General features: G+C 73.2%; 11 protein-coding genes and 1 tRNA gene. 8 read left to right on the forward strand and 4 right to left on the reverse strand.

What is annotated here, in order from left to right; translation table 11 throughout:
- Window positions 1–501 precede the first annotated feature (501 nt).
- The 3 genes from ACIF6L_RS16675 to ACIF6L_RS16685 all read left to right on the forward strand — a co-directional run bounded on the left by ACIF6L_RS16675 (window position 502) and on the right by ACIF6L_RS16685 (window position 2,123).
- Window positions 502–583 (forward strand) — tRNA-Leu (locus ACIF6L_RS16675).
- Between the two features lie 142 nt (window positions 584–725).
- Window positions 726–1,637 (forward strand): Bax inhibitor-1/YccA family protein, encoded by a 912-nt coding sequence (locus ACIF6L_RS16680; RefSeq protein WP_396488666.1) that lies wholly within the window; start codon window positions 726–728, stop codon window positions 1,635–1,637.
- 81 nt (window positions 1,638–1,718) lie between these two features.
- A complete protein-coding gene (locus tag ACIF6L_RS16685) occupies window positions 1,719–2,123 on the forward strand; it encodes a hypothetical protein (RefSeq protein WP_396488664.1) in 405 nt (134 codons plus the stop codon).
- 241 nt (window positions 2,124–2,364) lie between these two features.
- On the opposite strand, the gene ACIF6L_RS16690 is transcribed toward ACIF6L_RS16685, so the two are convergent.
- From ACIF6L_RS16690 to ACIF6L_RS16700, 3 genes are all read right to left on the reverse strand, one after another.
- Window positions 2,365–3,318, reverse strand: a complete 954-nt coding sequence (locus ACIF6L_RS16690) for a hypothetical protein (RefSeq protein ID WP_329489352.1) — start codon at window positions 3,316–3,318, stop codon at window positions 2,365–2,367.
- A gap of 292 nt (window positions 3,319–3,610) precedes the next feature.
- A complete protein-coding gene (locus ACIF6L_RS16695; RefSeq protein WP_359806144.1) occupies window positions 3,611–4,831 on the reverse strand; it encodes an acetyl-CoA C-acetyltransferase in 1,221 nt (406 codons plus the stop codon).
- A 111-nt stretch (window positions 4,832–4,942) separates the two neighbouring features.
- Complete coding sequence (locus ACIF6L_RS16700) at window positions 4,943–6,037, reverse strand: SGNH/GDSL hydrolase family protein (RefSeq protein WP_396488662.1); 1,095 nt, start codon at window positions 6,035–6,037, stop codon at window positions 4,943–4,945.
- A gap of 271 nt (window positions 6,038–6,308) precedes the next feature.
- On the opposite strand from ACIF6L_RS16700, the gene ACIF6L_RS16705 reads away from it, so the two are divergent.
- The 4 genes from ACIF6L_RS16705 (at window position 6,309) to ACIF6L_RS16720 (ending at window position 10,683) form a co-directional block, all read left to right on the forward strand.
- Entirely contained in the window at window positions 6,309–7,709 is a 1,401-nt protein-coding gene (locus ACIF6L_RS16705; protein WP_329489355.1) for a cystathionine beta-synthase, read from the forward strand.
- A 563-nt stretch (window positions 7,710–8,272) separates the two neighbouring features.
- Window positions 8,273–8,611 (forward strand): hypothetical protein, encoded by a 339-nt coding sequence (locus ACIF6L_RS16710; RefSeq protein WP_359806138.1) that lies wholly within the window; start codon window positions 8,273–8,275, stop codon window positions 8,609–8,611.
- A gap of 187 nt (window positions 8,612–8,798) precedes the next feature.
- Complete coding sequence (locus ACIF6L_RS16715) at window positions 8,799–10,085, forward strand: Ig-like domain-containing protein (RefSeq protein ID WP_396488659.1); 1,287 nt, start codon at window positions 8,799–8,801, stop codon at window positions 10,083–10,085.
- 106 nt (window positions 10,086–10,191) lie between these two features.
- On the forward strand, window positions 10,192–10,683 hold the full coding sequence (locus tag ACIF6L_RS16720; protein WP_396488657.1) for a DUF1203 domain-containing protein: 492 nt from the start codon (window positions 10,192–10,194) through the stop codon (window positions 10,681–10,683).
- Between the two features lie 18 nt (window positions 10,684–10,701).
- Here the strand turns inward: ACIF6L_RS16720 and msrA are convergent, their stop codons facing one another.
- Window positions 10,702–11,367 carry a peptide-methionine (S)-S-oxide reductase MsrA gene (gene msrA / locus ACIF6L_RS16725; RefSeq protein WP_359806160.1) on the reverse strand — a complete coding sequence of 222 codons (666 nt, stop codon included), beginning with the start codon at window positions 11,365–11,367 and terminating at the stop codon, window positions 10,702–10,704.
- A gap of 143 nt (window positions 11,368–11,510) precedes the next feature.
- Here msrA and ACIF6L_RS16730 point away from each other — a divergent pair, with 143 nt between their 5' ends.
- Complete coding sequence (locus ACIF6L_RS16730; protein ID WP_396488655.1) at window positions 11,511–12,665, forward strand: cystathionine gamma-synthase; 1,155 nt, start codon at window positions 11,511–11,513, stop codon at window positions 12,663–12,665.
- The last annotated feature ends 3 nt before the right edge of the window (window positions 12,666–12,668 follow it).

Consider the following 12,668-nt stretch of genomic DNA (forward strand, 5'->3'; position numbering starts at 1 on the left):
GTCGAGCGCGACGACGCGGGTCTCCCCGTCCCCGTAGACCTTGTTGAGGCCGGTGGCGCGGGCGGCCGCCCGGCCGGTACGGACGGCGGTTGCGGTCGACGTGGTCACGGGGTGCTCCTTGGGGTCGGGCTGCGGACGGCGCCGGGGGTGCGGGACGGCTCCGGAGGGCCGGTCCGCGCAGGGGTTCGGCGGTATCTCCATGCTCGGCCACGTGGTCACGGCTTCTCGTCGCTCCGCCGGACGGTTGGCCTGACCACCGCTGGGCGTACGTCCGGAGAAAGCCCTCATCCTCGGGTATGACGTCAACCCTTACCTGATCCCGCTGGCCGGATAGCACGCTCGGATTGGCCAAATCACGAACTGTTCGTCAGATGGCAAGGAAACATGACAACTTCCCTGGCTGGGAACATGCGAAAGGGGGAGGCGGGCGACTAGGCTCGGGGATGGCCCGCACGGGGACGGAGCACCACCTCCGACTGTCGGCAGGGCAGGTCCTTGAAGGCCCGGATGGTGGAACGCAGACACGGGCAGCTTAAAACTGCTTGGCCGTGAGGCCGTGCCGGTTCGAGTCCGGCTCCGGGCACCGCTCGACCCGCGGGGACGCCACCGGGCGTCCCCGCCGGGCGCCGCTCCCCGGATCCTCCTTGCGGCGTATCCCTATTCTTTTGCCAACCCATTACCCTTGTGGTGCGGGCGGTGCAGTGCCGCCACGGAGGGAATGAGCAATGAGAAGCAGCAACCCGGTCTTCTCGCGGGAGGGGTCCTTCACCCGCGAGCCCGGCTACGCGGGTTTCGGTACCACGCAGGCCCCGCCGGCCGGGAGCCCGTACGCCGCAGGCCCCCCCGGCCAGAGCAGCCCGTACGGCGCCAACCCGTACGGCAACAACCCCTACGCCCAGCAGCCGCAGGGCCAGGGTCCGCTGACCGACGAGCAGCTGGTCGAGATGTACGGCGCGCCGTCCGCCGGCCCGCTGGACACCGGGCGGATGACGCTCGACGACGTCGTCGCACGCACCGCCATGACGTTGCTCACCCTGGTCGCCTTCGGCGGGCTGGCCTGGTTCGCGCTGCCGGACCGGAACTTCGGCCTGGCCATCGGCGCCTCGCTGATCGCCTTCGTGGTCGGCCTGGTGATCTCGTTCAAGCGGAGTGTCAGCCCGCCGCTGATCCTGCTCTACGCGGGCCTGGAGGGCTTCGCGCTCGGTGCCGTCACCAAGGTGTTCAACACCATCTGGCCGGGCATCGCGATCCAGGCGGTACTGGGCACGGCGGCGGTCTTCGCGGCGATGCTGATCGCCTACAAGACCGGCCGGATCCGGGTCACCCCGCGGTACACGCGGATCGGCATCGCGATCGCCATGGGCTTCGTGCTCCTGCTGCTGGTCAACGCGGTCGCGTCGATGTTCGGTGCGGAGATGGGGCTGCGCTCCGGCCCGCTGGGCATCGTGGTGGGCCTGGTCGGCATCGGCCTCGGCGCGTTCTTCCTCTCGCTGGACTTCGCGGCCATCGAGCAGGCCATCGCCCAGGGCGCCCCGCAGAAGGAGTCCTGGCGGGCCGCCTTCGGGCTCACCCTGTCGCTGGTCTGGATCTACATCGAGATGCTGCGGCTGATCGCGATCCTGCGCGGCGACGACTGACCACCGCGCCCCCCGCGCACTGCCGCCGGGCCCCGGAGCCTTCCGCTCCGGGGCCCGGCGGCTTTCGTCTAGGCTCGCGCCATGCCTGAAGCAGCCTCCCTCGCCGAAGCCGTCGACGCCCTGGCGGACCGTTTCCGCTCGATGCCGCAGAGCCGGCTGCTGGGAGCCGTCCCCGGTCACCCCTCCCGGGCCGCCGCCGCGCTGGCGCTGGCCGGCCGGCTGGCGGCGGCGGCGCAGGCCGCCGAGGGGGCGGCGGACGGCGCTGGCGGGCCGGCCGTGTCGCCGCGCGAGTTCCCGGACGCCGGTGCGTTCGCGGCCGGCGACCAGCTGGCCGTCGCCGGGCACGACCTGGCGGCCGCCCTGACGGCCCTGCCGGCCCAGGCGCGGGTGCCGCTCCCGGAGCCGCTGGGCGGGCCCGCGGCGGCCCCGGTGGTGCTCGCCCGGGCCCTGGCCGAGGTGGCCGCCACGGCCGCGCTCTGCGGCTGAGCCCGGGCCCGGCGGCAGCGGCCCGGCGGACGGCCGGAGCGGCGGCCCGGTACGTGGGCCCGGTACGTGGGCCTGGTACGTGGGCCCGGTACGTGGGCCCGGTGGGCGGCCGGTGCGGGCCGCCGGCGGGAAACGGCGGACGGGAACGCCGAGGGCCGACCGGATCGGTAACCCCTTGATCCGGTCGGCCCTCGGGTGAACGTCGGCCGCGGCTGTCGCGGCCGCGTCCGCGCGCGTGGTGTCAGATGCTGGCGACCACCCGGTCGGCGAGCACGTAGACGGCGTCGTCGTCGGTGGAGAAGGTCAGCGAGTACGAGCCGGAGAACCGCGAGCCGCCGAGCAGCCGGACGTCCTCGCCGGCCCGGACGGCGTCGATCAGCCGGTACGCGGCCTCCCGGTCGCCGGGGGCGACGCAGAGCGTGGTGCCGTCGGCGAAGGCGTACACGTCCAGCGTGCCGAGCGGGCCCGGGCGGACGTCCGTCAGCGCCACGCCCTCCTCGGCGAGGGTGGCCAGCCGGGTGTCGGTCCACTCGCGGGACGGCGCCTGGCTGGGCACGAAGTCCGGGTGCGAGGGGTGGCGGCGCGGGTCGGGGGCGGGCGCGGGCGCGTCCTCGACCATCGGCTCGGCGTCCAGCAGTCCGGCCTCCAGGCCGGTGGCCAGCAGGTCGGCCTCGCGGCGGGCCCGGGCGTCGCCGCCGCCCTCGGCGACCGGGACCCCCGCGGGGTGCCCCGGGCGCAGCGGGGCGCCGCCGTCGGTCCCGGGCGCGTCGGGCTCGGCGCCGCCCTCGTTGATCAGGTCCTCCAGCGCCGACCGCAGCGCCTCACCGAACTCCGGGTCCATGGTGCCCGCGTTGTCGGCGGCCTCCTGCGGACCGGTCGGCCGGGGGAAGAAGAGCGGCCACTCGTCGGTGGAGCCGAGCACGCCGGCGAAGGGGGAGTCGAACAGTGGCGCGTCCTCGGCCGCGCGGGCCTCCTGCTCGGCCCAGAAGGCGCGGGCCTCGGTGATCTCCCGCTCGCGGTCGGCGGCGAGTGCCTCGGCGACGGCGCGGCGGATCGCGGCCTCGTCGACCGGTGCGGGCGTGGCGGTGGCCGCGGCGCGGGCGTCCAGCCGGCGGGAGAGCCCGCGGAGGTGGACCAGCACGGCGGTCGTCACGGCGATCAGTATCAGCAGGAGGAGGGTGTAGACGGCGCTCACGGAACGTACTCCTAGGGAGGAGTGGAACGGGGTTACCTCTCCACACTGCCCCATACGGGGCTGTTACCGCAGTGGCGAATGTCTAATTTGCCCGGGACTTTCGCTCTTGTCCCCAAATTGTTAGGTAACACCGTTCTACGCAGCGGAGTTGATCCGCTCCGCACTGTCGATTTCCGGGCCCGATTCGAAAGAAAAGAGGGCCGGATCGACCTCGCGGTGTGATCCGGCCCTCAATTACTGTGCGTCACTCCAAATGGGTGGTCTGGACCCTTCGGGGTTGACGCCGGGAGGTTCAGCTGAGCCGCTCGACGACCATCGCCATGCCCTGGCCGCCACCGACGCACATGGTCTCCAGGCCGAACTGCTTGTCGTGCCACTGGAGGGAGTTGATCAGGGTGGTGGTGATGCGGGCGCCGGTCATGCCGAAGGGGTGGCCGACGGCGATGGCGCCGCCGTTGACGTTCAGGCGGTCGAGGTCGACGCCCAGGTCCCGGTAGGAGGGGATGACCTGGGCGGCGAAGGCCTCGTTGATCTCGACGAGGTCGATGTCGCCGATGGTGAGGCCGGCCCGGCGCAGCGCCTGCTTGGAGGCCTCGACGGGGCCGTAGCCCATGATCTCGGGGGAGAGGGCGCTGACGCCGGTGGAGACGACGCGGGCGAGGGGGGTGATGCCGAGTTCGCGGGCCTTGGTGTCGGACATGATGACGAGGGCGGCGGCGCCGTCGTTGAGGGGGCAGCAGTTACCGGCGGTCACGGTGCCGTCGGGGCGGAAGACGGGCTTGAGGCCGGAGACGGCTTCGAGGGTGACGCCGGCGCGGGGACCGTCGTCGGTGGAGACGACGGTGCCGTCGGGGAGGGTGACGGGGGTGATCTCGCGCTCCCAGAAGCCGGACTTGATGGCGGCCTCGGCGAGGTTCTGGGAGCGGACGCCGAAGGCGTCCTGGTCGGCGCGGGTGACGCCCTTGAGGGCGGCGAGGTTCTCGGCGGTCTGGCCCATCGCGATGTAGGCGTCGGGGACGAGGCCGTCCTCACGGGGGTCGTGCCACTCCCCACCGCCCTGCTCGGCGCGCTGGGCGGTGCGGGCCTGGGCGTCGTCGAAGAGCGGGTTCATGGTGCCGGGCATGCCGTCGGAGGTGCCGTTGACGCTGCGGGAGACGGTCTCGACGCCGGCGGAGATGAAGACGTCGCCCTCGCCGGCCTTGATGGCGTGCAGTGCCATCCGGGTGGTCTGCAGCGAGGAGGAGCAGTACCGGGTGACGGTGGTGCCGGGGAGGTAGTCCATGCCCATCTGGACGGCGACGATCCGGGCGAGGTTGTGGCCCTGCTCGCCGCCGGGCAGGCCGCAGCCGAGCATCAGGTCGTCGATGTCGCGGGGGTCGAGCTGGGGGACCTTGGCGAGGGCGGTGGCGATGATGTGGGCGGTCAGGTCGTCGGGGCGGACGTCCTTGAGGGAGCCCTTGAAAGCCCGGCCGATCGGCGAACGGGTGGCGCTGACGATGACGGCTTCGGGCATGACGGGCTCCTCGCTGAGTGACCTTCGGGCGGTGGGGTGTCCGGGTGGCGGTCCGACGGGAACGACCGGGTGCGCGGGGGACGCCCGGGAGGAAAGTTACCGTCTGGTAGATCAGGCGTCACCCGCCCCGGCGTGTGAGCTGGCCGACGTGTTCCCGCGGTCGGGCCCGGCGGCCGGGGCCGACCGCCCGGCGGGCCCCTCGGCGGCCCAGGTGCCCGGCAGGCCGACTCGCAGCCGGTGGCGCAGCAGGGCCCAGCGCCGACCCGCGCCCTCCGCGCCGACGGCGGCCACCTCGGTGCCGGAGCGGCCCGCCGCGGCGGCCGCGGCCACCGCCACCGGCAGCACCGTCTCGCCCGGCACGGCTCCGACCGGCCGCTCGTCCTCGGGCCAGAGGCCCAGCACCGCGCAGAGCGAGGGCAGCACGGCCATCGCGGCCGTCGCGTACCCCTGGGCCGACGGGTGGTAGCGGTCGGCGGCGAACATCTCCGGCCGGGCCGCGAACTCCGGCCCGAGCAGTGAGCCCAGCGAGACCGTCCGGCCGCCGGCCTCCACCACGGCGATGGTCTGCGCCGCCGCCAGCTGCCGGCTGACCCGCCGGGCCACCCAGCGCAGCGGCGGCCGGACCGGCTTGATGGTGCCGAGGTCCGGGCAGGTGCCGACCACCACCTCGCAGCCGTTGGCGCGCAGCGCGGCGACCGCCTCGCCGAGGTGGCGCACCGCGAGCTGGGCCGGGCTGTGCCGGGTCACGTCGTTGGCGCCCACCATGATCACGGCGATGTCGGGGCGGTGCGGCAGGGCGAGCTCCAGCTGGCCGGAGAGGTCGGCGGAGCGTCCGCCGGAGCGGGCCACGTTGACCAGCCGGACCGGCCGCTCGGCCACCGACGCCAGGCCGGCGGCCAGCAGCGCGCCCGGGGTGTCGCGGGCGCGCAGCACCCCGAGGCCGGCGGCGGTGGAGTCGCCGAGGAAGGCGAGCACCAGGGGCGGCTGGCCGGTGCTGCCGGCGTCGGCGAAGGCCTCGCCGTAGACGCCGTCGGCCCGGGGCGGGTCGCCCTCCAGAATGCCGATGGCCTGCACGGCCAGCTTGCTCTCGGTCAGCAGCACGCCGACCAGGCCGACGCCCAGCAGGCCGAGCCCGCCGCCGCCGTACGCCGCCGCGGTGGCGATGCGGCGGGCCACCCGGGCCCGCGACTCCTGTGCCCCTGGCATCCGGTGCCCCCTTCGCGTCCTCGTGCCGCCCCCAGTCGGAGCCGCCACTCGCGTTGCCTGTACACCTCCTACCCGTCCTCGGCCGTGCGCTATCGACGGGACTGGGCCATCCGTGGGCGCACCGCGCGGGCGGCGGTCGGGCGGCGGTCCGGAAGGGGGCCGCGTGGGGGCGGGACGCAGGTGCGACGCAGGGGAGGGCCGGGGCCGGTGGCACGGCCTAGGCTTTGCAGTACCGAAAGCACTCGCATGCCCACAGACCGGGAGGACCCCCGTGCGGTACCACAACTCGATCATCGACCTGGTCGGCAATACGCCCTTGGTCAAGCTCAACAAGGTCACCGACGGCATCAGCGCGACAGTGCTGGCGAAGGTCGAGTACTTCAACCCCGGCGGTTCCGTGAAGGACCGGATCGCGATGCGCATGATCGAGGCCGCCGAGGCCTCGGGCGCGCTGAAGCCCGGCGGCACGATCGTGGAGCCGACCTCCGGCAACACCGGTGTCGGCCTGGCGATCGTGGCCCAGCAGAAGGGCTACAAGTGCATCTTCGTCTGTCCGGACAAGGTGTCCACCGACAAGATCAACACGCTGCGCGCGTACGGCGCCGAGGTGGTCGTCTGTCCGACCGCCGTCGCCCCGGAGCACCCGGACTCCTACTACAACGTCTCGGACCGGCTGGTCCGTGAGACGCCGAACGCCTGGAAGCCGGACCAGTACTCCAACCCGGACAACCCGGCCTCGCACTACCACTCCACCGGTCCGGAGCTCTGGGAGCAGACCGAGGGGCGGATCACCCACTTCGTGGCCGGCGTCGGCACCGGCGGCACCATCTCCGGCACCGGCAACTACCTGAAGGAGGTCTCCGGCGGCAAGGTCAAGGTCGTCGGCGCCGACCCGGAGGGTTCGGTCTACTCGGGCGGCACCGGCCGGCCGTACCTGGTCGAGGGGGTCGGTGAGGACTTCTGGCCGACCGCCTACGACCGTGGCGTCGCGGACGAGATCGTCGCCGTGTCCGACAAGGACTCGTTCCAGATGACCCGCCGGCTGGCCAAGGAGGAGGGCCTGCTGGTCGGCGGCTCCTGCGGGATGGCCGTGGTGGCCGCGCTGGAGGTGGCCGAGCGGCTGGGCCCGGACGACGTCGTGGTGGTGCTGCTGCCGGACGGCGGCCGCGGCTACCTGTCGAAGATCTTCAACGACGACTGGATGGCCGACTACGGCTTCCTGCCCTCGGCCACCGACGAGGCGCACATCGCCGAGGTGCTGGCCCGCAAGGACGCCATCGAGCACGAGGGCATCCCGCAGTTCGTCCACATGCACCCCAACGAGACCGTCGCCGAGGCGGTCCGGGTGCTGCGCGAGTACGGCGTCTCGCAGATGCCGGTGGTCTCCCCGGGGGCCGGCCACCCCGACATCATGGCCGGTGAGGTGATCGGCTCGGTCGCCGAGAAGCTGCTCCTGGAGGGCGTCTTCGCGAACGAGATCCAGCTGGACGACACACTGGACAAGGTGATGTCCAAGCCGCTGCCCGTGGTCGGTTCGGGCGAGACCGTCACCAACCTGATGACGGTGCTGGAGAAGGCCGACGCGGCCGTGGTGCTGGTGGAGGGCAAGCCGCAGGGCATCGTCACCCGCCAGGACCTGCTGGGCTTCCTGGCCGCCCGCAGCTCGCACTGACGGCGGCTCATCGAGGCCGCCCGCCCAGGCGGCTGAGGGCTCGTCCGGGGGCGAAGTGGTACACCGGCGTCACCTGCGCGCAGCACGCGCTTAACACGCGTCGGGCATCGTTGAGGTCAACGGCAAGACGCCGAACGAGGCGACGACAACCGTCCGGGAGCGGCTCCCCGGTGGTCGTGGTCGTCTCCGGACACGTCGGACGGCCCTGACCCGGCCGGCCGTGTCCTGCCCTTCGTGCCCGGTTGCGGGCGCGGAGGGGCCCACCGCGGGGGGCGTCGTCGTCCCGCCCCTGTCCGGCTCCGGCCGGTCATCAGGGTGCGGCGGCTCCCGCGGTCGTCACCGCGCCGTTTCGGCGCGTCTCCGCGGCTCCCGGGTGGGGGAGCCCCGGCGGAGACGGCAGGGCCGGTCCCTCCTCGGAGGGGCCGGCCCTTCCCGTGCGTCCGCCCTTCCCGTGCGTCCGCTCGCCGCCGTGCCCGCGGGCGCCCCGGTCGGGAACCGCCGCCCCCCGCCCCTCGGACCCGGCGTGCCTTCGGGCCGGAGCGGTTTCCCGTACGCTCGCACGCATGACCAGCACTGACACGACCGGCCAGGACGAACCGCGCTACGTCCGGCTCAGCATCGAGCTCATCGCCGAGATCACCGACGAGGGGGCGCTCAAGGCGGCGGCCCTGCAGCAGGTGACGGACGACGAGTACCTCGACGACGAGGAGCGCGCCCAGTCCGTCGAGGCCATCGAGGTGGACCCGTCGGGTTCGCTCGCGCACTTCATCGACCCGGTCGCCCTGCTCGGCGACGTCCCGGGCGTCGAGCTCGCCTCGGCGACCTGGGAGTCCGCGCAGACCGAGTTCGACGCCGAGGGGGAGGGCTGGGACGAGTACACGGTGGACGAGCCCGCCGAGTAGTCCTCACCGACTTTCGTCACGGCCCGCGAGTGCCCGGTCTGCTTTCGCAGACCGGGCATTTTGTCCATATTTGGCAGGAAGTTGAGTAGTCTCATACGATCGCCACTCGTCGGTGATGGAACCGTGAAAGGGCGGATTGCGTTTCTCTATCCGTAATGCCCGGGATGATCAGCAGGGAGAAGGCGACGTGACGGCACGGGACGGGCAGGGTCGGGCGGCCGGCGGGAACTGGAGCCGGCGCGGCGTGCTGGCGGGTCTGATCGGCGCGCCGGTCCTGCTGCTGGCGGCGTGCAACGACAGCAAGGGCGACGGCGGGAGCGCCGCCGGCCCGGGCAGCGGATCCTCGGGCGGCGGTGCCACGGGCAGCGGCCCCGCGAGCGCGAGCAGCGCGCCGAAGACCTCCGTGGCCGTCATCACCGTCACCCCCGCCGACGGCTCCACCGCCGCCAGCTTCAGCGAGCCGGTCCGGGTCACCGTCACGGGCGGCACCCTCGGCTCGGTCAAGGTCACCGACTCGACCGGCAAGGCGCTGGCCGGGGAGCTCTCCTCGGACGGCACCGGCTGGACGTCCGCCGCCGCGCCCGCCAGCGGGACCAAGTACACCGTCACCGCCTCGGCCACCGACAAGGACAAGCTGGAGGCGGACGCCAACGCCGTCTTCACCACGGCGACCCCGGCCAACACCTTCGTCGGCTACTTCACCCCCGAGGACGGCTCGGTCGTCGGCGTCGGCATGCCGGTCTCGATCAACTTCAGCAAGCCGGTGACCGACCGCAGGGCCGTCCAGCAGGCGATCACCGTGACAGCCGAGCCCGGCGTCGAGATCGTCGGGCACTGGTTCTCCAGCACCCGCCTGGACTTCCGGCCGCAGGAGTACTGGGCCAAGGGCACCAAGGTCACCGTGCAGCTCCGGCTCAAGGACGTCCAGGCCGCCAAGGGCGTCTACGGCACCCAGTCCAAGGACGTCCGCTTCACCATCGGCCGCGCGCAGACCAGCGTCGCCGACCTCGCCGCCAAGAAGCTCACCGTCACCACCGACGGCCAGGTCAGCGCCGTCTACCCGATCTCCGGCGGCTCGCCGGAGTACCGCACCTGGGGCGGCAAGATGGTCATCTCGGAGCAGTACCAGCAGACCCGGATGAACTCGCAGACCGTCGGCCTCGGCAGCGAGTACGACATCGCCGACGTGCCGCACGCCCAGCGCCTGACCACCTCCGGCACCTTCATCCACGGCAACTACTGGTCCCCGGCGTCGATCTTCGGCAGCCAGAACACCAGCCACGGCTGCGTCGGCCTGAAGGACGCCAAGGGCGGCCAGGACCAGGGCCTGGACGGCTACAAGTTCTACAAGAGCTCGATGATCGGCGACGTCGTCGAGGTCGTGAACTCCGGCGACAAGACCGTCGAGCCCTCCAACGGCCTGAACGGCTGGAACCTGGGCTGGGCCGCCTGGAAGGCCGGCAGCGCGGTCTGAGGCCCCGGGCGGGCCGCCGCGGGCGCCGCGGGGCGGTCCGGGGCCGTCGAACGCGACGGCCGAAACCCGCCGGACACCGGGCGGTCCGGGCGGCAGGCTGGGCGGCATGAGCGATCCCACCGCACCCGCCCCGGCCGTCCGCCCGATCGAGCCGGCCGTCCACCTCGCCCTGCTGGAACGCGACGACGCGGGGCGCCCGCCGGTCCGGTCGGTGGACCGGACCGGCGGTGCCCCGCTGCGCTGCTGCCTCACCCGGGCGCTGCCCGGCGACCGGATCGCGCTGGTCGGCTACGCGCCGCTGCGCCGCTGGGCCGCCGAGACCGGCGCCGACCCGGGCCCGTACGACGAGGTCGGCCCGGTCTTCCTGCACGACCACGCCTGCGCCGGAGCGGGCCCGGCCTGGCCGGCCGGGTACCACCTGGGCGCGCGGGTGCTGCGGGCCTACGACCGGCACGGCCACATCCTGGGCGGGGTGCCCGTCACTCCCGACACCGCCGAGGCGGGCGCCGCGGAGCTGCTCGCCGACCCCGAGGTGGCCGTGGTGCACGTCCGCGCGGTGGAGTTCGGCTGCTTCCAGCACGAAGTCCGCCGGGTCTGAGGCCCGGCGCCGGGCGGGTCAGTCGCCGGTGCGGGCCACGCCGATCGGGCAGCTGGCGCCGGTGCCGCCGAGGCCGCAGTAGCCGTTCGGGTTCTTGGCGTCGGACAGGTACTGCTGGTGGTACGGCTCGGCCGGGTAGAACGGGCCCGCCGGGGCGATCTCGGTGGTGATCGGCCCCAGGCCGATCGCCGTCAGCGCCGGCTGGAACGCCTCGCGGCTCGCGGCCACCGTCGCGGCCTGGGCCGGGGAGTGGGTGTAGACGGCGGACCGGTACTGGGTGCCGACGTCATTGCCCTGCCGGTTGCCCTGGGTCGGGTCGTGCGCCTCCCAGAAGGTCTTCAGCAGCCGCTCGTACGAGACGACCGCCGGGTCGAAGACCACCCGGACCGCCTCGGTGTGCCCCGTCCGGCCGCTGCACACCTCCTCGTACGTGGGGTTGGGGGTGTGGCCGCCCTGGTAGCCGACCAGGGTCGTCCAGACGCCGGGCAGCCGCCAGAACGTGCGCTCGGCGCCCCAGAAGCAGCCCAGCCCGAAGTCGGCCACCTCCAGCCCGGCCGGGTACGGGCCGGTGAGCGGGTTGCCGAGCACGGTGTGCGGCTCGCGCAGGGTGAAGCCCGGCGTCTCCCGGCCGGGCAGCGCCTGGTCGGCGGGGACGAGCGAGGTCTTGTCGCGGTTGAACAGCACGGCCTGCTCCAGCTGGGTCGGGAACCGTTGTGCAGCTTTCAACGCTCACGGCCGCCGCCGGATTCCGGGCAGCCCCGGCGCTTTCCGGACGGCGGCGACCCTTCCGGGAGGCGCCCCGGCATTCGCCCACTACGCTCGTTGTCATGACCGAGCACCAGCTTCCCCAGGGCTTCGAGACCCTCGCCATCCACGCGGGTCAGGAAGCAGACCCCCAGACCGGGGCCGTCGTCACGCCGATCTACCAGGTGTCCACCTACAAGCAGGACGGGGTGGGCGGCCTCCGGGGCGGCTACGAGTACAGCCGTAGCGCCAACCCGACCCGGACCGCGCTGGAGGAGTGCCTCGCGGCACTGGAGGGCGGCTCCCGCGGCCTGGCCTTCGCCTCCGGCCTGGCCGCCGAGGACACCCTGCTGCGCACCATCCTCAAGCCGGGCGACCACATCGTGATCCCCAACGACGCCTACGGCGGCACCTTCCGGCTCTTCGCCAAGGTCCTGACCCGCTGGGGCGTCGAGTTCTCCGTCGCGAACTTCCAGGACCTGGCGACCGTCCGCGAGGCGCTGCGCCCCAACACCCGCGCGGTCTGGGTGGAGACCCCGTCCAACCCGCTGCTGGGCATCACCGACCTGACCGCGCTCGCCGAGGTCGCGCACGGCGCCGGCGCGCTGCTGGTGGTCGACAACACCTTCGCCAGCCCGTACCTGCAGCAGCCGATCGCGCTCGGCGCGGACGCCGTCGTGCACTCCACCACCAAGTACATGGGCGGCCACTCGGACGTCGTGGGCGGTGCGCTGGTGCTGGCCGAGGCGGGCCTCGGCGAGGAGGTCGCCTACCACCAGAACGCGATGGGCGCCGTCTCCGGTCCGTTCGACGCCTGGCTGGTGCTGCGCGGCATCAAGACGCTCGGCGTCCGGATGGACCGGCACAGCTCGAACGCGGAGAAGGTCGCCGAGCTGCTGGCGGGCCACCCCAAGGTGAGCCAGGTGCTCTACCCGGGCCTGCCCGAGCACCCCGGCCACGACATCGCCACCAAGCAGATGAAGGCGTTCGGCGGCATGGTCTCGTTCCGCGTCAACGGCGGCGAGGAGGCGGCGGTCGAGGTCTGCAACCGCACGCAGCTCTTCACCCTCGGCGAGTCGCTGGGCGGCGTCGAGTCGCTGATCGAGCACCCGGGCCGGATGACCCACGCCTCGGTGGCCGGTTCGGCCCTGGAGGTGCCCGCCGACCTGGTCCGCGTCTCGGTCGGCATCGAGTCGATCGACGACCTGCTGGCCGACCTCCAGCAGGCCCTCGGCTGACGG

Origin of the sequence: Kitasatospora sp. NPDC086009, assembly GCF_044540385.1 — a bacterium.
GTDB lineage: Bacteria > Actinomycetota > Actinomycetes > Streptomycetales > Streptomycetaceae > Kitasatospora.